Here is a 22786-nt window from a genome sequence, read left to right as displayed (position 1 = left end):
TCCCCGACCGACATGAAACGACGCGCCCTGATCCTGTCCCTCCCGGCCCTGGCGCCGGTGGCCCACGCCAGTCCGCTGGACTGGTTCAACGGCGTATCGATCGGCCGCAAGGTCAGCCTGCCGCCGCTGCCCTACCTCGATGCCGCGCCGCAGGACAACGCGCTGCTGACGATGTGGTACTTCTGGGGCACCTGGTGCGGACCCTGCCGTGAAACCATCCCGCTGCTGAACCGCTGGGCCAAGGCCTATCCCGAGTTCCAAGTGATCGCCGTCACCGACGAGGCGGCCGAGGTCGTCAAGCCCTTCGTCGCCCGGGTGCCCATGGAGGTGCCGGTCGCGCTCGACACCAAGCGCAAGCTCTTCGGCGAGGTGAAGGTGCGCGCCGTGCCCTACGCCATGGTGCTGGACCGCGCCGGCGTGGTGGTCTGGCGCGGCCAGCCCAAGGAGCTGGAAGCCCAGGCCGCGATCCCGGGCATGCTGGACCGCGCACGCCAGGCGGTCGGGCCCAAATCTTGATCGCCCGGCCCTGGCGCGAGGCCCTGCGGCGGCACTGGCGTGCGCTGCTGATGGTCTCGATCTGGGGCGCTGCCATCGCGGGCCTGGCCCGCCCGGACAACGCCGACCCGGCCGACGCGCCGCTGGCCGCGAGCGAGGCCGGCCTCCGCGGCCAGTTCCCGCCGGACAAGCATGGCGATCTGGTCTACCAGGGCTATCGCCTGTTCACGGCGACGCCGGTCTACGGGCGCCGCTTCTCGGGCAATGGCCTGAGCTGCGCCAACTGCCATCTGGATGCCGGCCGCAAGGCCGATGCCGCGCCGCTGGGGGCCGCCTGGGGCATGTATCCGGCCTACTCGGCCAAGTTTGACAAGGTCGTGAGCTTCGCGGAGCGCGTGCAGCAGTGCTTCCAGTTCAGCCTCAACGGCCTGCCGCCGCCGCTGGACAGCCGCGAGCTGAATGCGCTGCTGGCCTATTCGCAATGGCTGGCACGCGGGCAGCCTGCCGGCGAGGCGCAGCCCGGGCGAGGCTTTCCGACGCTGGCCCGCACGGGCGACGACCCCAACCCCTGGCGCGGCCGCGCGGCCTACGCGCAGAAGTGCGCGTCCTGCCATGGCGGCCAGGGCCAGGGCCAGCCGGCCGCCGGCGCCGCGGGGCCGCCCTATGCCGTGCCGCCGCTGTGGGGCTGGGACAGCTACAACAAGGGCGCCGGCCTGCATCGCGTCGACCTGATGGCCGGCTTCCTGAAGGCCAACATGCCGCTGGGCCGGCCGGACCTGAGCGACCAGCAGGCGCTGGACCTCGCGGCCTGGATCCAGCTGCAGGAGCGCTGGCCCGACCCGCGCAAGGGCTGGGTCGACCGCTGGCTCGCCCGATGATCACGGAGCCCCTCGTCCGGTCTCGGCGCGCTGAACACGGGCCAGCCCAGCCGGGCGCCCGGGGGGCCGGCTTGGGAGCGGTGCTGCGCTCGGCCCGTGGCTTCGTGGCTGCATCGCGCCTGCCCCTGCCGGCTGCGGGCGACTGGCGCGCCGCCAGCGTGTCGGCGCTGCTGATGCTGCCGCAGGCGGTGACCTTCGCCGTGCTGGCCGGCCTGCCGCCCGAGATGGGCCTGTACGCGGCGGCCCTGCCGGTCATCGTGGCCGCGCTGCTGAGCCCGTCACCCACGCAGATCTCCGGGCCGAACACCGCCGTGGCCGTCATGCTGGGATGCGCGCTGGCGCCGCTGGCGACGCCGGGCAGCCATGACTACATCGTCATGGCGGCGGCGCTCACCGCCGCGGTGGCCCTGGTCCAGCTGCTCCTGGCGCTGGCCGGCGCGGGCGGCTTGCTGGCCCGCTGCCCGCCGGCTTCCATCGCGGGCCTGAACCTCGGCATCGGCGGCCTGATGCTGGCGGGCCAGGTCGCGCCGCTGCTCGGGCTGACGGCCGTGCATGACCTGCCCCTGCTGTCCGCCGCCTGGGTGCAGTTGCAGCGTGCCGCCGAGTGCAACCCATCGGCGCTGGGCCTGGCCTCGCTGAGCTTGTGCTGCGGCCTCGCCTGGGCGCGCCGGGGCCGGCGCGGCGTCTGGGCGCCGGTGGTGGCCCTGCTGGCCGGGGCGCTGGCGACGGCGCTGCTGGATGCCGGCTGGGGGCCTGCCGCCACGCAGCTGGAGAGGCTGGGCGCGGTGCGGCTGCAGTGGCCGGCGTGGCAGATGCCTGAGCTGGCGGGCCTGGCGCCCTACGCGCTCAAGCAGTTGGCGGTGCATGCCGTGGAGATCGCCGTCGTGGCCAGCCTGCAGTCGGCCATCCTGCTGCATTCGGCGCTGGCGACCGTGGCCGCGAGGGACTGCAGGCGCGAGCTGATGGCCCAGGCGAGCTCCAACCTCGTGGCGGCCGCGGGGGGCGGCTTCGCGGGCTCGGCCTCCTTCAATCGCACCGCCGTCCACCAGGCTGCCGGCGCCCTCACGCCGGCAGCGGCCGTGCTGTCGACGCTGCTGCTCGTGGGCGGCGCCCTGCTGGCCGCGCCGGCGCTGGCGCGGCTGCCGCACGCGGTCATCGCGGGCACGCTGGCCCTGGTGGCGGTGCAGATGATGGCCGCGGGTTGGGCGGCGGCGCTGCGCCAGCCCGGGCGCCGCCGCCTGATGGCGCTGGGCGTGGCCGCGCTGGCCCTGGTGGCCGGCATCGTGCCGGCCCTGCTGCTCGTGCTGCTGACGCTGGTGGTCGAGGCGCTGGCCTCGCGCAGCCCCGGGCCCTGAAGCCTCAGGGCGTGCCCATGGCCTCGCGCCAGCGCATGGCGTCGTAGATGCGGTTGCGGGTGCTGGGGTGGTGGAAGAAGACGAACTCCTCAATGGGGCCGGGGCTGGCCTTGCGGTACTCCACCAGCTTCAGCTGGGCCTCGGCAAAGCCGTGCGGCTCGCGCGTGAGGTTGAGGCTGAACTTGTCGGCCTCGGCTTCCTGCACGCGGGTCATGGTGTGCAGCAGGGGCGTCGCCAGCGTGAAGAAGATCGACAACACGGCCACCAGCATGGGCAGGCCGGCGACGTCGTCGATGCGGCTGACGCCGGTCGTGGCGGCGAAGCGCGTGTGCAGGCGCTGCATGGCCCAGGCGACGACGGCGAAGCCGATGAAGACCAGCGGCGTGATCATGGCGATGTTCTTGACCATGTGGTTCATCACGTAGTGGCCCAGCTCATGGCCCATGACGGCGCGGATCTCGGGCTCGGACGTGCGGCGCAGCAGGTTGTCGTTCAGGCGCACGGCGGCGGAGCCCAGCATGCCCGACACATTGGCGCTGACGCGCGTCGTCTGGCGCGAGGCGTCGAAGACATAGACGTTGTCCACCGGCACGCCGTTGGCGTGAGCCATCTGCAGCACGGCCGCCTTGACGGGGCCGTCCTCCACCGGCTTGTAGGTATTGAACAGCGGCTGGATCAGCACCGGCGAAATGGCGATGACGACGATGAGGGCGACGATGCCGCCGCCCGTGCCCCAGATCCACCAGCGCGCGCCGGCGCGGCGGATGACGATGTAGAGCCCGGCGACGACGATGCCCATCATCACCATGTCGATGAGCTGCGACAGCGCTGTCTCGCCCAGCCAGGCGACGAAGGTCTGCGTCGACATGTCATAGGCCTGCTCGCGCCACCAGCCGCTGTAAATGGCCAGTGGCAGGGTCAGCAGGGCCGAGGCCAGCACATAGGCGGCGCCGAACAGCGCGTCGCGCCTGACCGGGCCGCGGCCGACGCGCTGGCAGGCGTCGCGCAGGCGGGCCGCGCGTCGGCCCGTCATCAGCACCACGGCGACGAAGACGCTCGCCAGCAGCTCCCACAGGATGAGCCAGTAGCCGCCGGTGTAGTAGGCGTCGGACTTGGCGACCACGTCGGCCGGCAGCCGGTCCAGATAGGCTTGCGTCGCGGCCTCGGCATTGCGGGGCAGGGCGGCGCGCCAGGCGTCGTCGACGGGGCGGATCTTGAAGCCCGAGGCCTGGGCGGTGGCGTCGGCCTTCTGGGCCTGTTCGGCCGCCTTCGCGGCATCGTCCGCGGCGTGGGCCAGCGTGAGGCTGAGCGCCAGGGTGGCTGCGGTCAACCAGCTCTTCATCGTCTTCTCCTGGTATTGAAGCGGCGCGATTGTGGTGAGGCGCGCCCTACCGGGAGTGGCCTTGCGACAGGCTGCGTGCAGGCTGGGATGGACGGTCCTGCCGTCCGATGGCCGGCCTCAGCCGTGGATGGCCGCGGCGACGATGTTGCCGATGGAGATGCACATCGCGCCGACGACGATGGCCAGGGCCAGGTTCTTGTGCTCCACCAGTTCCTCCCACAGCTTGTAGGGGGTGATCTTGTCCACGACGATGAAGGAGATCCAGAAGATGACGACGCCGATGACGGCGTACATCGTCGTGCCGAGGATGACTTCCGGCTTGAGCCAGTCGAGGGTCATGTTGTTCTCCTGAGTTGTCGCGTCACTTGTGGCCACCGCCACCGCTGCTGTAGCCGCCGTAGCTGCCGCCGCTGTTGCCGATGTAGCTGCCGCCGCCGCTGCGCGCGGTGGCGCGGCATTGTCGGTATTCGTTGCTGAATTCGCCGAAGCTGTCCTTGTAGCGCTGGCAGTCGTCGCTGCTGCAGGCCCGCAGCAGCGCGAACAGCAGCACCAGCAGGAACAGCCCGATGACGATGTTGCGCAGCAGCGTGCCGCCGCTGTTCTTGAACGCCGACGCATCGCGCGTGAACTGCGCTGCCGGCGCGCTCAGGCCGAAGGCCTTCTGCACCGTCGCGGCGTCCAGCGTCTGCCCGGCGCTCCAGGTGACCTCGCGGCCCTGCTGCTCGCGGCTCAGCAGGTACTGGCCGTCCTTGCTGGCGTAGTCGGTCACGCGGACGCGGTCGTCCAGCTTCACGGGCCAGTAGAACTCACCCAGCACATGCGTGGTCTTGGCCTGGTAGGTCCAGCGCTCGTCGTAGGCGCGGCTCTGCCAGCTGGCGCCGCCGCGAGAGAGCGCCGGCGCACCGGTCAGCGTGCGCACCAGGCTCCAGCCCTCGCGCGTGTCCACGAGGAAGGCGAAGCCGGCCAGGCGGTTGTAGAGCAGGTACTCGCGCCAGAAGCTCTGTTCGTCGTCTCCGTCCTCGGGCAGGTCGCAGCGCTCCTGGTAGCCGACGACGGTCCAGCCCTGCGGCTTCTCGCCGGCCAGCGCCAGCGTGCCGGTGCGGCCCAGCGGGATCAGCGGCGGCGCGCCGGTGGGCTGGCGCGTGAAGCCCAGCGCCTTGGCGTCGCCCTCCGGCAGCTCGACGACCGCCTGGCACTGCGCGCAGGCCATGCTCCGGCTCTCGGTGAGCTTGGGTTCCAGCGGCGCACCGCAGCTGGGGCAGGCGATGGACCGGCCCTTGAACTTGGCTTCGGCGACGGACTCGCCCTCGGCCGTCGTGCGCAGCCCCTGCAGCGCCAGGTCGGCCAGCTGCACTCGGCGGCCCACGGACCAGACGGCGCTCTGGTCCTGCCGGTACTCCAGCGAGCCGACCTCGTCGCGTTCGTTGCGCAACTCGACGACGCGGCCGTCCTGCGGTGCGCGCGGCAGCTCGCCCTCGGCGGCGCGCACGGCCGCCTCGACGACGGCGGCTACCTGCCAGCGCTGGCCCGCCAGCGTCAACGGCAGGCCGACCTGGGGCTCGGGCGGCGGCAGTTCCGCCAGCGGTGCTTCCAGGCTGAGGACGAACTGGCCGTTGTCCTCGCTGAGCCAGCCCACGCGCTGCTGCTCGCCGGCCTCGAACAGCAGATGCCATTCGTTCCAGTTGCCCAGCTCCGAGCCGCGCTGCACGCGCCCCACGACGGCGAAGCCGGCGCCCGCCCAGCGCCCGGTGGCGCCCAGCTGCAGCGGCGAGTAGTCGTCAAAGATCTCGGCGCTCTGGCCGATGCGCGAGAGCGTCTCGCCGTCGCGCAGCAGTGTGCTGCGGCAGAAGCTGCAGACGGCGCTGGCCGACGCCGCGCTGGCGAATTCGACCGGTGCGCCGCAGTTGGGGCAGGCCGCCCGCCAGCGGCGCTGTGACTCAGCCAAGTTTCTTCAGGAGATCCGCCTTCTTCGCGGCGAATTCCTCGTCGGTCAGGATGCCCTTGGCCTTGAGGTCGCCGAGCTTCTCCAGCAGCGCGACGATGTCGTCGGGCTTGCTGGCAGCCGGGGCGGGTGCGGCGGCGCCGACACCGGCCAGGCCCTGGCCCAGCGTCTGCGCCAGCGTCTGGCCCAGCGCCACGCCGGCGCCCAGGCCCACGGCCTCGCCGGCAATGCCGCTGCCGCCACCGGCGCCGCTGGCCAGCGCCGGAATGGCCTGCGCTGTCTGGTACTGCATGAACTGGCCCATGTTCTGGCCGATGATGCCCATGCCGATGCGCTGGTCGAGGATCTTCTGCAGCTCTTCGGGCAGCGACACGTTCTGCATCGTCACCGACAGCAGCTCCAGCCCCAGCGCCGCGAAGGCGGTGGACGTGGCGTTCTTCAGCGCGTTGGCGAACTCGATCTGGTTGGCCGCCAGGTCCAGGAACGGCGTGCCGCTGCCGGCGACGGCGTCGCTGATGTGCTGCAGCATCAGGCCGCGCAACTGGCCCTCCAGCTCCTGCACCGTGTAGCGCTCGCGCGTGCCGGAGATCTGGCTGTGGAAGGTCTTGGGGTCCTGGATGCGGTAGGCGTAATTGCCGAACGCGCGCAGCCGCACGGCCCCGAAGTCCTTGTCGCGGATCGTGATGGGCTGGCTGGTGCCCCAGCGCTGGTCGATCTGCTGGCGGGTGCTGAAGAAGTAGACGTCGCTCTTGAAGGGCGACTCGAACAGCTTGTCCCAGTTCTTCAAATAGGTCAGCACCGGCAGCGTCTGCGTCGTGAGCTTGTGGGTGCCGGGGCCGAAGACGTCGGCCACCTGGCCTTCGTTGACGAACACAGCCACCTGCGACTCACGCACGACGAGCTGGCCGCCGTTCTGGATTTCCATGCCCGCCATCGGGAAGCGGTACGACAGCGTGCCATCGCCGTCCTCCGTCCACTGGATGACGTCTATGAACTGTTTCTTGATGAAATCCATCAGGGCCATGTCGTTACCCGCGAGCGGTCAATTGAGAGAGTTGGGCGCGAGTATCGGGCGGCGGCCGGGATCGGCCAGCCCCAAACAGGTGAATCTCACCGACGGGGAGGTGAGAATCTGTGCCATGCCCAGAGTTTGCATCCAGAGCGAGGACTTCGACCTCGGCGCCGAGACGGCCGCGCTGCGCCGCGAGGACGGCGGTGTCGGTGCCGTCGTCGCCTTTGTCGGCACCGTGCGCGAGCACAGCGGCGGCCAGGCCGTCAGCCGCATGGAACTCGAGCACTACCCCGGCATGACCGAGGCGGCCATCGAGGCGATGGTGGACGAGGCGCAGGCGCGGTTCGACATCCGGGCCGCGCGCGTCATCCACCGGATTGGCGTGCTGGAGGCGCGCGAGCAGATCGTGCTGGTGCTCGTCACCAGCGCCCACCGCGGCCAGGCCTTCCAGGCCTGCGAATTCCTGATGGACTACCTGAAGACGCAGGCGCCGTTCTGGAAAAAGGAGCACACACCCGACGGCGCGCACTGGGTGGACGCCCGTGTTGCCGACGACGAGGCGCTGGCGCGCTGGGGCATCGCGGCGGGGAATGCCGCGTGAACGCGCTGGCCGTTGCGCTGGGCGCCGCGCTGGGCGCTTTGGCCCGCTGGCAGGCGGGGCTGGCCTTCAATCTGCGCTGGGCTGGCTTTCCGCTGGGCACGTTGCTGGTGAATGTGGCGGGCGGCCTGCTGATCGGCATGGCGCTGGAATGGTTTGGCCGGCAGCCCAACGACGTGCTGAAGCTGTTGCTGGTGACCGGCTTTCTGGGCGGGCTGACAACGTTCTCGGCCTTCTCGGGCGAGTCGCTGGCGCTGCTGCGGCATGGCGAGTTCGGCATGGCGCTGACCCACACCGCCAGCCATGTGCTGGGTTCGCTGCTGGCGGCCTGGGCAGGCATGAAGCTCGTCCAGGGCTTGATCTGAGTCAACTTGAAAAGCGCTGATAGGCGCCCACTTGGCTTGGCAACAGGAGGTCCCATCCCATGCGAGCCGACAAGTTCACCACCCGTTTCCAGGAAGCGCTGGGCGAGGCGCAGAGCCTGGCCATTGCGCGTGACAACCCCTACATCGAGCCTGTCCATGTGCTGGCTGCCATGCTGGCCCAGGACGACGGGCCGCGCGCGCTGCTGGAGCGTGCGGGCGTCAAGTCGCCTGCGCTGAAGACGGCGCTCGACGGCCTGATGGCCGGGCTGCCGCAGGTCAGCGGCTCGGGCCAGACCGTGCAGGCGGGCCGCGACCTCGTCGCGCTGCTGCAGGCGGCCGAGAAGGAGGCCGGCAAGCGCGGCGACCAGTTCATCGCCAGCGAGATGTTCCTGCTGGCGCTGGCCGACGCCAAGACCGACCTGGCCGGCGTTGTGCGCGGCCACGGGCTGACGCGCAAGGCGCTCGAAGCCGCCATCGAAGCGGTACGTGGCGGCCAGAAGGTCGACTCGGCCGAGGCCGAGGGCCAGCGCGAGGCGCTGAAGAAATACACGCTGGACCTGACCGAGCGCGCCCGCCTGGGCAAGCTGGACCCGGTCATCGGCCGCGACGAGGAGATCCGCCGCGCCATCCAGGTGCTGCAGCGCCGCAGCAAGAACAATCCCGTCTTGATCGGCGAGCCGGGCGTGGGCAAGACGGCCATCGTCGAAGGCCTGGCGCAGCGCATCATCAACGGCGAGGTGCCGGACAGCCTGAAGAACAAGCGCGTGCTGGTGCTGGACATGGCGCTGCTGCTGGCCGGGGCCAAGTACCGCGGCGACTTCGAGGAACGCCTGAAGGGCGTGCTCAAGGAAGTGGCGCAGGACGAGGGCCAGACCATCCTTTTCATCGACGAGATCCACACCATGGTGGGTGCCGGCAAGGCCGAGGGCGCCATCGACGCCGGCAACATGCTCAAGCCGGCCCTGGCGCGCGGCGAACTGCACTGCATCGGCGCCACCACCTTGGACGAATACCGCAAGTACGTCGAGAAGGACGCCGCGCTGGAACGACGCTTCCAGAAGGTGCTGGTGGACGAGCCCAGCGTGGAGGCCACCATCGCCATCCTGCGCGGGCTGCAGGAGAAGTACGAGGTGCACCACGGCGTGGAGATCACCGACCCGGCCATCGTCGCCGCGGCCGAGTTGAGCCACCGCTACATCACCGACCGCTTCTTGCCCGACAAGGCCATCGACCTGATCGACGAGGCCGCGGCCAAGATCAAGATCGAGATCGACTCCAAGCCCGAGGCGATGGACCGGCTCGACCGCCGCATGATCCAGCTGAAGATCGAGCGCGAGGCCGTGCGCAAGGAGAAGGACGAGGGCTCGCAGAAGCGCTTTGCCCTCATCGAAGAGGAGTTGCTGAAGCTGCAGCGCGAGTACGACGATCTGGAAGAAATCTGGACCGCCGAGAAGGCGCAGGCCCAGGGCTCGGCGCACGTGAAGGAAGAGATCGACCGCATCAAGCAGCAGATCGAGGAACTCAAGCGCAAGGGCGACTTCAACAAGGTCGCCGAGCTGCAGTACGGCAAGCTGCCGGGGCTGGAGAAGCAGCTCAAGGAAGCGCAGGACAAGGAAGCCAGCAAGGTGGGCGGCGACAAGCCGCAGCTGCTGCGTACGCTGGTGGGTGCTGAAGAAATCGCCGAAGTCGTGGCCCGTGCCACGGGCATTCCCGTCTCCAAGCTGATGCAGGGCGAGCGCGAGAAGCTGCTGCAGATGGAAGGCAAGCTGCACGAGCGCGTGGTGGGGCAGAACGAGGCCATCCAGGCCGTGTCCGACGCGATCCGCCGTTCACGCGCCGGGCTGAGCGACCCGAACCGACCGCTGGGCTCCTTCCTGTTCCTGGGCCCCACCGGCGTGGGCAAGACCGAGCTGTGCAAGGCGCTCGCCGGCTTCCTGTTCGACAGCGAAGACCACATGGTGCGCATCGACATGAGCGAGTTCATGGAGAAGCACTCGGTCAGCCGCCTGATCGGCGCGCCTCCGGGCTATGTGGGCTACGAGGAGGGCGGCACGCTGACCGAAGCCGTGCGGCGCAAGCCCTACTCGGTGCTGCTGCTGGACGAGGTCGAGAAGGCCCACCCTGACGTGTTCAACGTGCTGCTGCAGGTGCTGGACGATGGCCGCCTGACCGACGGCCAGGGCCGCACCGTGGACTTCAAGAACACCGTCATCGTGATGACGTCCAACCTCGGCAGCCAGCACATCATGGCGCTGGCGGGGCAGGGCGAGGACGTCATCCGTGACGCGGTGTGGGGCGAGGTCAAGAGCCACTTCCGGCCGGAGTTCCTGAACCGCATCGACGAAACCGTCATCTTCCATGCGCTGGGGGCGGAGCACATCAAATCCATCGCGCGCATCCAGCTGCGCCAGCTCGAGGCGCGCCTGGAGAAGATGGAGATGAAGCTCTACGTCAGCGAGGAGGCCCTGGACGAACTCGCCAAGGTTGGCTTCGACCCGGTCTTCGGTGCCCGGCCGCTCAAGCGGGCCATCCAGCAGCGCGTGGAGAACCCGCTCTCCAAGCTGATCCTGGAAGGCAAGTTCGGGCCCAAGGACATCATCCCGGTGCAGATGGCTGACGGGGAGTTCTCCTTCGGTCGCGTCGTCCACTGACGTCGCCGGCCCGCGTAGCGCGCTGGCCGCCAGAACCGCCCTGACCGCGAGGCAGGGCGGTTTTTCTTCGTCTTGTGATTAGAATGCGAATCGTTCTCAGTTGTATTTGATGACATGACGACGTTGCCCAAGGGGCCCGGCCAGGCCCGGCGCCTGTCCATGACGCCGGCCCGCCACACCGCCTGGCGGCTGTGGGGCTGGCCCGTGTCCCTCGGCCTGCTGAGCGCCAGCGGGCTGGCCTCGGCGCTGGTGTCCGACAGCTGGGGCGATGCCTGGTCCTGGCTCGCCTTAGGCCTGCCGGTGCTCGTCATCGTGCGCTGCCCGATGCGCCGCTGACCGTCATTCCGCCTCTTCCATCCCCCAATTCCGCCTGCTCGATGACCCGTCCCGCATTCCTGTTGACCGCCTGCGCCCTGGCCGCCGCCAGCCTCGTCGCCGAGGCCCAGACCGTTTCCACTGCCGCTGATGCGCCCCAGGCTGCGAACCTGGAGACCGTCGTGGTCACCGGCAAGCGTGCCAACCGCGTGTCCAAGGGCGCCACGGGCCTGCCCATGGATGTCAAGGAAACGCCGCAGACCATCAGCAGCATCGACCGCGAGGACATGGCCAACTTCGGCCTGACCGGCAGCAACGAGGCCCTGGGCCTGGCCACCGGCATCAATGTCGAGCAGTACGAGACCAATCGCGCGACCTTCAACGCCCGCGGCTTCGAGATCCAGCTGACCCAGATCGACGGCCTGGGCATGACCAACTCCTGGGGCACCGTCGTTGGCCGGGAAGACACCTTCCTGTTCGACCGCATCGAACTGATCCGCGGTGCCAACGGCCTGCTGACCGGCGTGGGCAATGCGTCGGGCACCATCAACTACATCCGCAAGCGCCCGCTGAACCAGGACAGCGGCGAGTTCAACGTCACCCTGGGTCAATGGGGCAAGAAGCGCGCGGCGCTGGACGTCAACAAGGTGCTCACCCAGGACGGCGCCTGGGCCGGCCGCCTGGTGGTGGCGCATGAGGACAAGGACTCTTACCTGCGCGACCTGCATGACAAGCGCAGCTCGGTCTACGGCGTGGTGGACGGCCAGATCGGCAGCCACGGCGTGCTGACCGTGGGCATCACGGCCGTGGACGCCCGGCAGTACTCGCCGATGTGGGGCTCGCTCACGCTGCTGCGCGCCGACGGCACGCAGGCCGACTTCCCCGTGGGCGCCTCCACCTCGCAGCGCTGGACCTACTGGAACACCCGTTCCTACAACGCCTTCATCGAGTACGCCCACCAGCTCGGCGACGGCTGGGAGGCCAAGCTGACCTACAACACGCGCCACGGCGACGAGTCGACCCGGCTGCTCTACGCCTACTCGCCCACCGGTGTGCTCAAGGCCGACAACACCGGCCTCGTCGGCTGGCCCTACCGCAGTGAGGGCGACACCGACCACCGCGTGCTGGACGCCAACCTGAGCGGCGACTTCCAGGCCTTCGGTCGTCAGCACTGGCTGCTGGTCGGCGTGAGCCAGTCGCGGGAGAAGACGTCTGTCGACATCTTCCCCGTGCAGAACCACATGGGCGATGCGCTGCCGGCCTTCCCCTATGGCGGCGACGTCTACACCGAGCCCACCTGGGGCGCGCGCCAGCCCAGCACCCGTGGCGAGCAGCAACTGACCCGCTTCTATGCCGCGTCGCAGATCGGGCTGACCGAGCAGCTCAAGGGCATCCTCGGCGTCAATGCCGTGCGCCTGGCGCGCAGCGGTGCCTCCATCTACGGCAACGCGGCCACCAACACCGTCTACCCCGACACCCGGGAGGTCAGCCCGTATGTCGGCCTGACCTACGCCTTCTCGCCGGCGGTCACGGGCTATGTGTCCTACTCGGACATCTTCCAGAACCAGGACCAGACCGACCGGAAGGGCGAGTACCTCGCGCCGATGAAGGGCGTGAACGCCGAGGCGGGCGTGAAGGCCGAATGGCTGGACCGTGCGCTGCTGACCACCTTTGCCGTGTTCTCGGCTCGCCAGCAGGGTCTGGCCACCTATGGCGGCGTGATCGGTGGCACCGGCACCTCGCTCGATGGACAGTCCTGGTACGAGGGCAAGGACGTGAAGTCGCGCGGCTTCGAAGCCGAGGCCACGGGGCGGCTGGGCAGGGACGCCAAGCTCACGCTCGGCTACACCCATCTGAAGCTCACCGGCCCCGACGGCCAGGACATCTACGAGTGGGTGCCCCGCAACACCGTCAACTTCCGCGTCGACAGCCGTGTGCCGGTGCTGCCGGCCCTGCGCCTGGGTCTCGGTGGCCGCTGGCAGTCCGACGTCAGCAAGGTCGGCAGCGCGAGGCAGGACGCCTACCTGGTGGCCAATGCCTTTGCCGCCTACGAACTGTCGCCGGCCGCCACGCTGCGCCTGAACGTGAACAACCTCTTCGACAAGAAGTACATCGGCGGCCTGGCCTACGGCGCCATCTACGGTGAGCCGCGCAATGTGTCGGTGACTCTGGACTACAAGCTCTGACGCCGCCATGACGCTGACGCCGCGCGCCATCCGACTGTGGGCCTGGTTGCACAAGTGGAGCAGCCTGGTCTGCACCCTGTTCATGCTGCTGCTGTGCCTGACCGGCCTGCCGCTGATCTTCCATCACGAGATCGGTCACCTGACCGGCACCGAGATCGAAGCCCCGACCCTGCCGGCCGACATGGCGCAGCGGCGCGCGAGCGCCGACGAGGTGATGGCCGCCGCGCGGGCCCGCTACCCGGACCGCATCGTGCAGTTCATGGGCAAGTCCGATGACGACGATCGACTCTGGTGGGCGACGTTGACACCGACCCCTGAGCCGACCGATGACTACAAGTCGGTGATGGTCGATGCCCGTACCGCGCAGGTGGTGGGCGAGTACCGCGTCGGCGAGGGCTTCATGGACCTGATGTTCCGGCTGCACGTGGACCTCTTCGCCGGCTTGCCCGGCAAGCTCTTCCTCGGCTTCATGGGGCTGCTGCTGCTGGTGGCGCTGGTGTCCGGCGTGGTGCTCTATGCGCCCTTCATGCGCAAGCTGGACTTCGGCACGGTGCGCCACGATCGTTCGGCGCGCACCCGCTGGCTGGACCTGCACAACCTCATCGGCATCGTCACCCTGGTGTGGTGCTTCGTCGTCGGCGCCACCGGCGTCATCAACACGGGCGCCGACCTGCTGGTCAAGTACTGGCAGGTCGAGCACGTCGGCGAGCTGGTGCGCCCCTACCAGGGCCAGCCCCTGGTGCCGGCCTCGGACCGCGCTCCCCTGCAGCAAGCCTTGCAGGCCGCGCAAGCCGCCGCACCCGGCAAGCACCTGTACTTCATCGCCTTCCCGGGCACCACCTTCTCGAGCCCTCACCACACCACGTTCTTCATGCGGGGCGATACGCCGCTCACGGCCAAGTTGATGGTGCCGGTGCTCGTGGACGCCCGCACGGCCCGCGTGACCGCCGCGCCCGAGATGCCCTGGTACCTGGATGCGCTGCTGCTGTCGCAGCCGCTGCACTTCGGCGACTACGGCGGGCTGCCGATGAAGATCCTGTGGGCGCTGCTGGACATCGCCACCATCGTCGTGCTGGGCAGTGGCCTGTACCTGTGGCTGAAGAAGCGCAGCCCCGCCCCTTCGGCAGCGCGAGAGGTGGTCCACGGTCACGCCGCCGGGCAGGCCGTCGACACGATGCGTTAGCCCACCGTCGTGGGCGAATCGCTCTGTAGCGAAGTGTCCATCTCGACCCGGTTGCGGCCGGCGTCCTTGGCGGCGTAAAGCGCTGCATCGGCGCGCTTGAGTGCGTCGGCAGTCGAGCCGCCCGGTGGCGCCAGCGCGACGCCGAAGCTGGCGGTCAGCTCGATGCGGCCAACGGGCCCGGTGATCTCGCTGCGTTCGATGCGTTCGCGCAGCTTTTCGGCCAGGCGGGCCGCGTCCCGGATGCGCGTGCCGCGGCAGGCGATCAGGAACTCCTCGCCGCCCCACCGACCGAAGATGTCGCTTGCCCGCAGGTTGCCGGCCACGACGGCCGCGACCCGGCGCAGCACCTCGTCGCCACGGTCGTGGCCGAAACGGTCGTTGATGCGCTTGAAGTGGTCGATGTCCACCAGCACCAGCGTCATGCCGTGGGCCTGTTCCTCCAGATCGTCCAGCGCCTGCTCCAGGCCGCGGCGGTTCAGAACGCCCGTCAGCTCGTCGATCGTCGCCAGCCGGCGCAACTGCTCCTGCTCGATGCGAAGCTGGCGGGTGCGCAGTGTCAGCGCGTCGATCTCACGCTGCTGGCGCCGGTGGCTGACCCGCAGTTGGCCCCAGCCGCGCAGCACGACGAGGCTGGCGCCCAGCAGCCAGCTGCACAGGATGCCCAGGTAGACGCGGTCGTGGCTGATCCACTGCCCTTCGAGCGTCAGGCGGCGCACCTCCAGCTCATGTGTCTGGCCGGCCTCGAGGTAGGGGATGTCGATCGATACAGCGCTTGCGTTTTCCAGGCTTGGGCGGTTATAGGCCCGGTCCAGGTTGTACTGATGGATCCACCACTCCGGCACCGTCAGTTCACTCAGTTCCAGTGCCACGGGCTTGGTGATGTCCCGGGGGCGCAGATTGACCGAGTGAAAACGGGCGCTGTTGGCGTCCTCGACCTTGGCGAAGCGGGGGTCGAAATTGCGGGCCGCCAGGCGCACCGAGGGCGCATTGCCTTTGTAGACGAGCTCCAGGTTGAGCTTGTCGTAGCGGCTGAGGTCCATGCCCCGCGTCGGGTCTTGGTGGGTCAGCACGAAGGTCAGGCCGCAGCCCATGAAGGGCTTGGCTTCGGGGTAGTGGCAGCGCAGATGCAGCCGCTTTTCGTCCAGCCACCGGACGTTGTGACCGTCCTGCTTGCCATCGGCGGTGACCAGGTAAGGGCCGTTGGCGACACCCGGCGCCTTGAGGTCCAGGGTCCTGGCCGGCAACAGTTCGAGGCCCGCGAGTGTCGCCAGCGTCAACGCGATGCCCGCAGTGAGAAGGCTGGGATAGCTCAGATTGGGTTTCACGGGCTTGAAGGAGCGAGCGTTGCCCACTCTATGGCACAAGCTTCGGCGACGTCACCACAGTGAACGATGGTCTTCCGTCACGCCCAACAGATCCTTCACGTTTCGGGGCGCGGCATGCGCGTTGGCACGCACGGTCCCCGCGAACGTGCCGACGGGCTGCACATAGCGGCTGACCGCGAAACCGAAGTTCTTGTCCGCGGCCCGCACACCCTCGGGGGTGAATGAAAGATCCAGTCGGCCGCACTCGGTGCGAACTCGCCAGGGTTCCAGCGGTCGTCCAGCGTCGAAACCGAAGTGGGCGGCGCCCAGTTCGATGGGCTGGCCGTCCAGCCACAGCACGTTCTCGTGCTCGCCGAAGTAGCCCTGCTGCAGGTTGAAGCCCCACTCGGGCCCGTGCGCGCTGGCCCAGCGCCAGGCGGTGTCGCGCGCCAGCAAGCCGCTGGACGCGTCGACGGCGGCCCAGGCGCCATCCAGCGCGAAGCGTTGCCCACTCGCCTCGGCGCGGCCGCGCACGGGCAGGGCGCTGGTCTTCTGTGTCGCATGTGCCAGGCCGCCGGCAATGGGGCCGACGGCCAGCAGCGGCGGCGCCATGGCGGCGAGGTCCAGCTCGGCATCCACGCGCAGCGCACGCGTGGCGACCTGCAGCTGCAGCCGGCCGCCCGCCTCGCGCAGCGACAGCCGCGCGCCGGGGCCGCGGAACCACGCGTCGGCGCCGGCCAGCGGCGCGTCGCCGTTGCTGGCCTGCAGGCCGGGCAGGCCGTCCTGGCTCCAGTTGGCCCGCAGCGTGCGGGTCTGGCGGTCGAACAGGTAGGCGAACGCGCTGGCCGCCCAGCCGACGTCGACGATGGCCACGCCGATGAACACGGCCTCGTTGCCCAAGCCCACGTAGTGCCAGCGCTTGTGATGCAGCCGGCGCCACAACCAGCCGGGGCGCGGGCGCAGCGGCGCCCAGTCGATGCGGGCGATGCGGCCGGCGTAGCGGCCGTGGGCGGGGGTGCCGTCGATGACGACGTGGTCGGGGGCGGGGGTCATCGGGTGTGCAGCCTTCGCCATTGCAGCGGCGCCTGACCGGTCCACTGACGGAAGGCGCGCGTGAATGCGCTCTGTTCGGAATAGCCCAGCAGCAGCGCCACCTCGGCGAGCTCCACGCTGGCGTCGCGCAGATAGGCCTCGGCCAGCTGCTGGCGCGTCTGGCCCAGCAGCGCCTGGAACCTGACGCCCTGTTCGGCCAGCCGCCGCTGCAGGCTGCGCGGGCTCATCTGCAGGCTGTCGGCCAGGTCGGGCAGCTGCGTGCGGCCGCTGCGGATCAGCCCCACCAGCGCCTGGCGCCACACGGCCAGCGGCCCGGTCACGGCGGCCATCTCCTGCAGCAGTCGCTCGGCCTGCGCGTCCAGCAGCGCCAGCAGTGCGGCATCGGCACCGCGCAGCGGCAGCGCGAGGTCGCGCGCCGCCAGCACGACGCGCGTGCTGGGCTGGCCGAAGCGCACCGGGCCGCCGAAGAAGTCTTCATACGGCCGCACGTCGGCCGGCCGCGGGTTGACGAAGTCCACCGCCAGCGCGCGCACCGGCCGGCCGGTGAACTCGCGCGTCAGCTGCATCAGCGCGGCGATGGCGGTCTCGTCCACCAGCGCGCCGGGCCGGCCGCGCTCCACGCCCCATTCGATGCACAGGCCCTCGGCGCAGGGGCGCACCTGGGCCAGGTTGACGTCGTAGATGGCGCGGTGGTGGCGCTCCAGCCGCAGCAGCGCTTCTGCCAGCGTGTTGCAGGCCAGCGCCGCGAAGCCGACGATGCCGAAGTGCCGCGGCGCGATGCCGCGCGCCAGCCGCAGCGTGAACGTCGCCTTGGGACCGGGGTCCAGCTCGCGCGCCCGCTGCAACAGCGCCTGCCAGCGGCGCAGGGCGACGAAGGGCTCGGTGGGGGCGGGCGGATCGCCCAGGTCGCCGGCGCGGCCCAGCGCCGCCATGTGCTCGAAGAGCAGGCGAACATAGCTGGCGGCAACGCGGGTGTCATCCATGGGGTGGAAATCATCCCGCGCGGCTCCCTCGCTGCCGGTCCGGGATCACCCGAGAAGTGGCGCGATCTGTCAAAAACTCGGGGTTTGCCGTCAAGAAGCCGCGGCGGTTTGGCGCCAACATCGCGGCATGGACTGGCTGCTCGACCTCTACCAACGCCACTTCGACTGGCGCGACCTGACGCTGGTCATCCTGTCGCCGATCTTCATGATCGCCATCGCCAGCGAGGCCTGGCGCTTCCGCAAGACCGGCGTGTTCGACCTGTGGGACAGCTTCGACAGCCTGAACAGCGGCGGCAGCTATCTCGTCACCGACCTGGTGCTGCTGACCGTGCTGGTGCTGCCGGCTATGGGCTGGGTGTACGACCACCGGCTGTTCACCGTGGACGTGACGCCGCTGCGCTTTCTCGGCCTGTTCCTGTTCGTCGAGTTTCTCTATTACTGGTTCCACCGCGGCAGCCACCGCATCCGCTGGTTCTGGTGCGCGCATGTCGTGCACCACGGCTCGGAGAAGATGAACTTCGGCACCGCGCTGCGGCAGAGCTGGTTCTATCCCATCGCCGGCAACTGGCTGTTCTACCTGCCGGCCGTGTTCCTCGGCTTCGAGCCACGCTGGGTGCTGTTCGCGCTGTCGCTGAACCTGGGCTACCAGTTCTTCGTGCACACGAGCTGGGTGGGGAAGATGCCGGCGTGGTTCGAGTTCATCTTCAACACGCCGTCGCACCACCGGGCGCACCACGGTCGCAACCCGCAGTACATCGACAAGAACTTCGGCGGCATGCTGATCGTGTTCGACCGCCTGTTCGGCACCTTCGAGCCCGAGGACGCGCCGGTGGACTACGGGCTGGAGCACCCGTTCTACACGCACAACCTGTTCTGGCTGAACGCACACGAGTGGCGGTCCATGTTCCGCGACATGGCGCACGAGAAGACCTGGGGCCTGCGGCTGGCCCACCTGTGGAAGCCGCCGGAATGGCGGCGCCATTCCAACGGCTTCAGGGAGTGATCAGGGCTTCAGGTGGCGTGCCAGGAAGGCGGCCATGCGTTCGGCGAAGTCCACGCGGTTCTTCACGACACTGAAGCCGTGGCCCTCGCCGGGGTAGGTTACCCACTCGGGCTCGTTGCCGGCGGCGCGCAGCGCGTCGCGCATGCGCTTGCCGTGGGCCAGCGGCACGCGCAGGTCGTCCTCGCCGAAGGCCAGCAGCACCGGTGCCTTGAGCCGCGCCGCCTGCTTCACCGGTGAGTTGGCGACGATCATGTCGGCATCCTTCACCGCGTCGCCCACCATGTCGGGCAGCTGGTACTGGCGGCCGGCCTCGGGGATGTCGTCGCGCACCCACCATGAGCCGCTGACGTAGAGGTCCAGGTCGGTCACCGCCACCCAGGCAACGCCGCACTGGTAGAGGTCGGGGTCCTTGATGAGCCCCATCAGCGTGCTGTAGCCGCCGTAGCTGGCGCCGGCGATGCAGGCCTTGCCGCCGGCGATGCCCTGCTGCTGCGCCCACTTCAGCGCGTCGGCCACATCGTCCTGCATGGCCTTGCCCCATTGCTTGAAGCCGGCCTTGTAGTGCGCATGGCCGTAGCCGGTGCTGCCGCGGAACTCGGGCTCGATGACGACATAGCCGCGCGACGCCAGGAACTGGCCCCAGGCGTGCCAGCCCCATACGTTGCCGCGCACCCAGGGGCCGCCATGCACCAGCACGACGGCCGGCAGCGGCCCCGTGGCCCCAGGGCTGCGCGTGACCCACACCGGCAGCTCACGGCCGTCGCGGGCCTGGATGCGTTGGAAGTCCATCGTCGCCATGTCGGCGGGCTTCACGTCGTTGCGCGCGCGGCCTACGGCGCGCCAGGGCTTCTCGCCCTCGGGCGGCCGGGTCTGGTAGACCCACCACTGGCCCGGGTCGCGGTCGCTGAAGCTGCGCACCAGCGCGGTCATGTCGGCCTTCCCGCAGCGGCGGCAGTCGATGCGGTTGATGCGCCCGGGCAGGCGCCCGTCGGCCTCGGCCTGCAGCGCCTTGAGCGCCGGGTGGAACCACACGGTGGTCTCGCCGTCGGTCGTGAGGCGCACGCCCAGCGCCGCGCCGCCGCCCTCATTGAGCAGCTTGCCCCAGAAGTCGAAGCCCGGCGCCGTCACGACGGGTTGGGGCTCCGGCGCGCCGCGCTCGAAGTCGTAGCGGGCCAGCACCACCTGCTGGTCGCGCCCCGGTGTGCGCATCACGTAGAGCTGGCCGGCGTCGTCGACGGAATGCGGGCCGAACGGCGTCTTGAACAGCGGCGTGTCATAGAGCTGGCGCCACGCGGCGTCGCCCGGCCCGCGCCAGTGCGCGCCCCGGCGGCCCTCGTACTGCGTGATGGCCACGCGCAGCTCGCCGCGGCTGTCGGTGAGCCAGTCGACGGTGTGGGGCGGTGCCTGCGTCTCGACGCTGCGCGTGCGGCCCGTGCGGGTGTTCAGCCACAGTGGTGTCGCGACGCGGCTGTCGTCCATGCTGATGTGGGCGACCAGCACTTCGTCGCCGGCCTCGGCGCCGGGCTGTGGCGCCGGCACGCGCAGCAGGCGGTGGTTCCAGTCCAGCAGGCGCTCGTTGCGGTTGCTGCCGTCGCTGACGACGGGCTTGCCCATGCGGCGCACCAGCTGGCGCATCTCGCGGCCGTCGGGGTTCACGGCGAACAGGCCTGGCAGGCCGTTGGGGCGCCCGCTGCCGTCGGACAGGTCCTCGACGCCGAACACCAGCCGGTTGTCGTTGACCCACTGCACCTGCGTGATGTCGCCGTCCGAGAACTGCGCCGTGCGCATCACCTGGCCGCTGCCCAGGTCGAACACCGCCAGCCCCACGCGCTTGAGCCCCTTGGCCGACGTCAGGGCCAGCAGTCGGCCCGACGGTGACAGCTGCACGTCGACGACGTCGGGGTCCTTGAAGAACACCTCGGCGGGCGGCGGGGCGGCTTGTACGCAGGCGGCGGACAGCAGAAGGCCGGCAACGATGCCGGCCAGGCGATGCAATGGGTTCACGGTCTCCTCCACGGCTGTTCTCTGACAGCGTTGACAGTGGCGCCAGCATAGGGCCGGCGCGCCGTGGCACCGCGCGACGACGTGCTTATTTCCCGTCGCCGGATTGCAGGTGCCGGGCCAGGAAGGCGGCCATGCGTTCGGCGAAGTCGATGCGGTTCTTCACGACGCTGAAGCCGTGGCCCTCGCCCGGGTAGGTCACCCACTCGGGCGGATTGCCCGCTTCGGCCAGCGCTTCGCGCATGCGCTTGCCGTGGGCCAGGGGCACGCGCAGGTCGTCCTCGCCGAAGGCCAGCAGCACTGGTGCCTTGATGCGTGCCGCCTGCTTGACCGGCGAGTGGGTGGCGATCATGTCGGCGTCCTTCACAGGGTCGCCCACCAGGTCAGGCAGGCGGTACTGGCGGCCCGTGTCCGAGATGTCGTCGCGCACCCAGAAGGAGCCGCTGACGTACAGGTCCAGGTCGGTCACGGCCACCCAGGCCACGCCGCAGCGGTAGAGGTCGGGGTCCTTGATGAGCCCCATCAGTGTGCTGTAGCCGCCGTAGCTGGCGCCGGCGATGCAGGCCTTGCTGCTGGCGATGCCCTGCTGCTGGGCCCACTTCAGCGCGTCGGCGACATCGTCCTGCATGGCCTGGCCCCATTGCTTGAAACCGGCGCGGTAGTGCGCATGGCCGTAGCCGGTGCTGCCGCGGACTCGGGCTCGATGACGACGTAGCCGCGCGACGCCAGGAACTGGCCCCAGGGCCGCCAGCCCCACACATTGCCGCGCACCCAGGGGCCGCCATGCACCAGCACGACGGCCGGCAGCGGCCCCGTGGCGGCCGGGCTGCGCGTGACCCACACCGGCAGGTCGCGGCCGTCGCGTGCCTGAATCCGGTGGAAGTCCATCGTCGACATGTCGGCGGGCTTCACGTCGTTGCGCGCGCGGCCCACGGCCCGCCAGCGTTCCTCGCCCTGGGGCGGTTGTGCCTGGTAGACCCACAGCTGGCCGGGGTCAAGGTCGCTGAAGCTGCGCACCAGCGCCGTCATGTCCGGCTAGCCGCAACGCCGGCAGTCGATGCGGTTGATGTGGTCCGGCATGCGCGCGTCGACCAGCTGCTGGAAGGCCTTCAGCGCGGGGTGGAACCAAACCGTCGTCTCGGCATCCGTGACCAGGCGCACACCCAGCGCGGGGCCCCCGGCCTCGTCGAGCAGCTGCCCTGTGAAGCTGAAGCCGGGCGACTCGATGAGGGCCTGTGGGTCGGGCGCGCCGTGTTCGAAGTCGAAGCGCGTCAGCACGCCGCGCTGATCCTGCCCCAGCGTCCGCGTCACGTAGAGGCGGCCGGCGGTGTCCACCGAGTGCAGGCCGAAGGGCGGGTTGAGCAGGTCGCTCTCGTACAGCGGTCGCCAGTCCTGCTGGCCCGGGCCACGCCAGTGCGCAGCGCGGCGGCCGGTGTGTTCCGTGATGGCCACGCGCAGCTCGCCGTGGCTGTCGGTCAGCCAGCCAGTGGTGTGCGCCGGCGCGTTGGCGTGGGCTTTGCGCGTGATGCCGGTGCGGGTGTTGATCCACAGCGGCGTCGCGATGCGGTCGGCGTCGTTGCTGATCTGCACGATCAACACCTCGTCGACGGCTACATCGGCGCGTGGTGCGGGCACGCGCAGCAGCCGGTGGTTCCAGTCCAGCACCCGATCGAGCTTGCCAAAGCGGTCCTTGGCCGATGTCAGGCCGGTGCGGCGGATGAGCTGCCGCATGTCGCTCCCGTCGGGGTTGACGGCGAACAGGCCGGGTTGCCCGTTGGGTCGCCCGCTGCCGTCGGAGAAATCCTCGATGCTGAACAGCAGGCGGCCATCATGGACCCAGCGGACGTTCGTGACGTCGGCGTCGGCGAAATGCGCGGCGCGCGACAGCTTGCCGCTGCCGAGATCGAACACCACCAACCCCACGCGCTGGTGGCCGCGCGCCGTCGTGATGGCCAGTTGCCGGCCCGATGGCGACAGCTGCACATCGGTGACGTCGGCGTCCTTGAAGAACGTCGCAGCCGGCGGCGGCGTGGCCTGGGCGCCGGTGATGGACAACAGCAGGGCGGCGATGACGCCGGCGCAGCGAAGGCGGATCTTCAGCACGACTTTCCTTCAGGCGC

General features: G+C 69.7%; 20 protein-coding genes. 10 read left to right on the top strand and 10 right to left on the bottom strand.

Annotated features, from left to right (window positions below; all coding sequences use genetic code 11):
• The first annotated feature begins 12 nt into the window (after window positions 1-12).
• The 3 genes from ACG04Q_RS24590 (at window position 13) to ACG04Q_RS24580 (ending at window position 2728) form a co-directional block, all read left to right on the top strand.
• The gene (locus ACG04Q_RS24590; RefSeq protein ID WP_394514327.1) at window positions 13-516 is read left to right on the top strand and encodes a TlpA family protein disulfide reductase; all 504 of its coding nucleotides are present in this window, start codon (window positions 13-15) and stop codon (window positions 514-516) included.
• The gene (locus tag ACG04Q_RS24585; RefSeq protein WP_394514325.1) at window positions 513-1373 is read left to right on the top strand and encodes a c-type cytochrome; all 861 of its coding nucleotides are present in this window, start codon (window positions 513-515) and stop codon (window positions 1371-1373) included. The genes ACG04Q_RS24590 and ACG04Q_RS24585 overlap by 4 nt, the downstream gene beginning before the upstream one ends.
• Window positions 1374-1453: 80 nt before the next feature.
• Window positions 1454-2728 carry a SulP family inorganic anion transporter gene (locus tag ACG04Q_RS24580; RefSeq protein ID WP_394514323.1) on the top strand — a complete coding sequence of 425 codons (1275 nt, stop codon included), beginning with the start codon at window positions 1454-1456 and terminating at the stop codon, window positions 2726-2728.
• Between the two features lie 4 nt (window positions 2729-2732).
• Here the strand turns inward: ACG04Q_RS24580 and ACG04Q_RS24575 are convergent, their stop codons facing one another.
• The 4 genes from ACG04Q_RS24575 to ACG04Q_RS24560 form a co-directional block, all read right to left on the bottom strand.
• The gene (locus ACG04Q_RS24575; RefSeq protein ID WP_394514321.1) at window positions 2733-4070 is read right to left on the bottom strand and encodes a M48 family metallopeptidase; all 1338 of its coding nucleotides are present in this window, start codon (window positions 4068-4070) and stop codon (window positions 2733-2735) included.
• 117 nt (window positions 4071-4187) lie between these two features.
• On the bottom strand, window positions 4188-4409 hold the full coding sequence (locus tag ACG04Q_RS24570; RefSeq protein WP_394514318.1) for a DUF350 domain-containing protein: 222 nt from the start codon (window positions 4407-4409) through the stop codon (window positions 4188-4190).
• A 22-nt stretch (window positions 4410-4431) separates the two neighbouring features.
• Complete coding sequence (locus ACG04Q_RS24565; RefSeq protein WP_394514316.1) at window positions 4432-6015, bottom strand: DUF4178 domain-containing protein; 1584 nt, start codon at window positions 6013-6015, stop codon at window positions 4432-4434.
• Window positions 6008-7036, bottom strand: a complete 1029-nt coding sequence (locus tag ACG04Q_RS24560; RefSeq protein ID WP_394514314.1) for an SPFH domain-containing protein — start codon at window positions 7034-7036, stop codon at window positions 6008-6010. Before ACG04Q_RS24560 ends, ACG04Q_RS24565 begins: the two co-directional genes overlap by 8 nt.
• A gap of 115 nt (window positions 7037-7151) precedes the next feature.
• Here ACG04Q_RS24560 and ACG04Q_RS24555 point away from each other — a divergent pair, with 115 nt between their 5' ends.
• The 6 genes from ACG04Q_RS24555 (at window position 7152) to ACG04Q_RS24530 (ending at window position 14322) form a co-directional block, all read left to right on the top strand.
• Complete coding sequence (locus ACG04Q_RS24555) at window positions 7152-7625, top strand: molybdenum cofactor biosynthesis protein MoaE (protein ID WP_394514312.1); 474 nt, start codon at window positions 7152-7154, stop codon at window positions 7623-7625.
• Window positions 7622-7987 carry a fluoride efflux transporter CrcB gene (crcB, locus tag ACG04Q_RS24550; protein WP_394514310.1) on the top strand — a complete coding sequence of 122 codons (366 nt, stop codon included), beginning with the start codon at window positions 7622-7624 and terminating at the stop codon, window positions 7985-7987. Before ACG04Q_RS24555 ends, crcB begins: the two co-directional genes overlap by 4 nt.
• A 59-nt stretch (window positions 7988-8046) precedes the next feature.
• Window positions 8047-10638, top strand: a complete 2592-nt coding sequence (clpB, locus tag ACG04Q_RS24545) for an ATP-dependent chaperone ClpB (RefSeq protein ID WP_394514308.1) — start codon at window positions 8047-8049, stop codon at window positions 10636-10638.
• Window positions 10639-10752: 114 nt separating this feature from the next.
• Complete coding sequence (locus tag ACG04Q_RS24540) at window positions 10753-10974, top strand: hypothetical protein (RefSeq protein ID WP_394514306.1); 222 nt, start codon at window positions 10753-10755, stop codon at window positions 10972-10974.
• A gap of 41 nt (window positions 10975-11015) precedes the next feature.
• Entirely contained in the window at window positions 11016-13139 is a 2124-nt protein-coding gene (locus ACG04Q_RS24535; RefSeq protein ID WP_394514303.1) for a TonB-dependent siderophore receptor, read from the top strand.
• A 7-nt stretch (window positions 13140-13146) separates the two neighbouring features.
• Window positions 13147-14322, top strand: coding sequence for a PepSY-associated TM helix domain-containing protein (locus ACG04Q_RS24530; protein ID WP_394514301.1), 1176 nt, complete (start codon window positions 13147-13149; stop codon window positions 14320-14322).
• Here ACG04Q_RS24530 and ACG04Q_RS24525 read toward each other — a convergent pair.
• From ACG04Q_RS24525 to ACG04Q_RS24515, 3 genes are read right to left on the bottom strand one after another with little or no spacing between them, the layout of a single operon-like run.
• The gene (locus ACG04Q_RS24525) at window positions 14319-15647 is read right to left on the bottom strand and encodes a GGDEF domain-containing protein (RefSeq protein WP_394514299.1); all 1329 of its coding nucleotides are present in this window, start codon (window positions 15645-15647) and stop codon (window positions 14319-14321) included. The genes ACG04Q_RS24530 and ACG04Q_RS24525 overlap by 4 nt on opposite strands.
• 51 nt (window positions 15648-15698) lie before the next feature.
• Entirely contained in the window at window positions 15699-16679 is a 981-nt protein-coding gene (locus ACG04Q_RS24520; protein ID WP_394514297.1) for a DUF2804 domain-containing protein, read from the bottom strand.
• The gene (locus ACG04Q_RS24515; protein ID WP_394514295.1) at window positions 16676-17662 is read right to left on the bottom strand and encodes an AraC family transcriptional regulator; all 987 of its coding nucleotides are present in this window, start codon (window positions 17660-17662) and stop codon (window positions 16676-16678) included. Before ACG04Q_RS24515 ends, ACG04Q_RS24520 begins: the two co-directional genes overlap by 4 nt.
• Window positions 17663-17789: 127 nt before the next feature.
• On the opposite strand from ACG04Q_RS24515, the gene ACG04Q_RS24510 reads away from it, so the two are divergent.
• Window positions 17790-18665 (top strand): sterol desaturase family protein, encoded by an 876-nt coding sequence (locus ACG04Q_RS24510; protein WP_394514293.1) that lies wholly within the window; start codon window positions 17790-17792, stop codon window positions 18663-18665.
• On the opposite strand, the gene ACG04Q_RS24505 is transcribed toward ACG04Q_RS24510, so the two are convergent.
• The 3 genes from ACG04Q_RS24505 to ACG04Q_RS24495 form a co-directional block, all read right to left on the bottom strand.
• Complete coding sequence (locus ACG04Q_RS24505) at window positions 18666-20669, bottom strand: S9 family peptidase (RefSeq protein ID WP_394514291.1); 2004 nt, start codon at window positions 20667-20669, stop codon at window positions 18666-18668.
• Between the two features lie 85 nt (window positions 20670-20754).
• Window positions 20755-21423: an alpha/beta hydrolase family protein gene (locus tag ACG04Q_RS24500; RefSeq protein WP_394514289.1), complete on the bottom strand. Its 669-nt coding sequence runs from the start codon at window positions 21421-21423 to the stop codon at window positions 20755-20757.
• 278 nt (window positions 21424-21701) lie between these two features.
• On the bottom strand, window positions 21702-22769 hold the full coding sequence (locus ACG04Q_RS24495; RefSeq protein WP_394514287.1) for a TolB-like translocation protein: 1068 nt from the start codon (window positions 22767-22769) through the stop codon (window positions 21702-21704).
• Window positions 22770-22786 lie beyond the last annotated feature (17 nt).

Origin of the sequence: Pelomonas lactea (genome assembly GCF_043555885.1) — a bacterium.
GTDB lineage: Bacteria > Pseudomonadota > Gammaproteobacteria > Burkholderiales > Burkholderiaceae_C > Pelomonas > Pelomonas lactea.
This window is presented reverse-complemented; position numbering and strand designations above follow the sequence as displayed.

Coding starts and splice junctions, on each gene's coding strand:
- ACG04Q_RS24590 (WP_394514327.1), top strand. CDS start 13: ATGAAACGACGCGCCCTGATCCTGTCCCTCCCGGCCCTGGCGCCGGTG.
- ACG04Q_RS24575 (WP_394514321.1), bottom strand. CDS start 4,070: ATGAAGAGCTGGTTGACCGCAGCCACCCTGGCGCTCAGCCTCACGCTG.
- ACG04Q_RS24570 (WP_394514318.1), bottom strand. CDS start 4,409: ATGACCCTCGACTGGCTCAAGCCGGAAGTCATCCTCGGCACGACGATG.
- ACG04Q_RS24560 (WP_394514314.1), bottom strand. CDS start 7,036: ATGGCCCTGATGGATTTCATCAAGAAACAGTTCATAGACGTCATCCAG.
- ACG04Q_RS24555 (WP_394514312.1), top strand. CDS start 7,152: ATGCCCAGAGTTTGCATCCAGAGCGAGGACTTCGACCTCGGCGCCGAG.
- clpB (WP_394514308.1), top strand. CDS start 8,047: ATGCGAGCCGACAAGTTCACCACCCGTTTCCAGGAAGCGCTGGGCGAG.
- ACG04Q_RS24540 (WP_394514306.1), top strand. CDS start 10,753: ATGACGACGTTGCCCAAGGGGCCCGGCCAGGCCCGGCGCCTGTCCATG.
- ACG04Q_RS24535 (WP_394514303.1), top strand. CDS start 11,016: ATGACCCGTCCCGCATTCCTGTTGACCGCCTGCGCCCTGGCCGCCGCC.
- ACG04Q_RS24530 (WP_394514301.1), top strand. CDS start 13,147: ATGACGCTGACGCCGCGCGCCATCCGACTGTGGGCCTGGTTGCACAAG.
- ACG04Q_RS24520 (WP_394514297.1), bottom strand. CDS start 16,679: ATGACCCCCGCCCCCGACCACGTCGTCATCGACGGCACCCCCGCCCAC.
- ACG04Q_RS24515 (WP_394514295.1), bottom strand. CDS start 17,662: ATGGATGACACCCGCGTTGCCGCCAGCTATGTTCGCCTGCTCTTCGAG.
- ACG04Q_RS24510 (WP_394514293.1), top strand. CDS start 17,790: ATGGACTGGCTGCTCGACCTCTACCAACGCCACTTCGACTGGCGCGAC.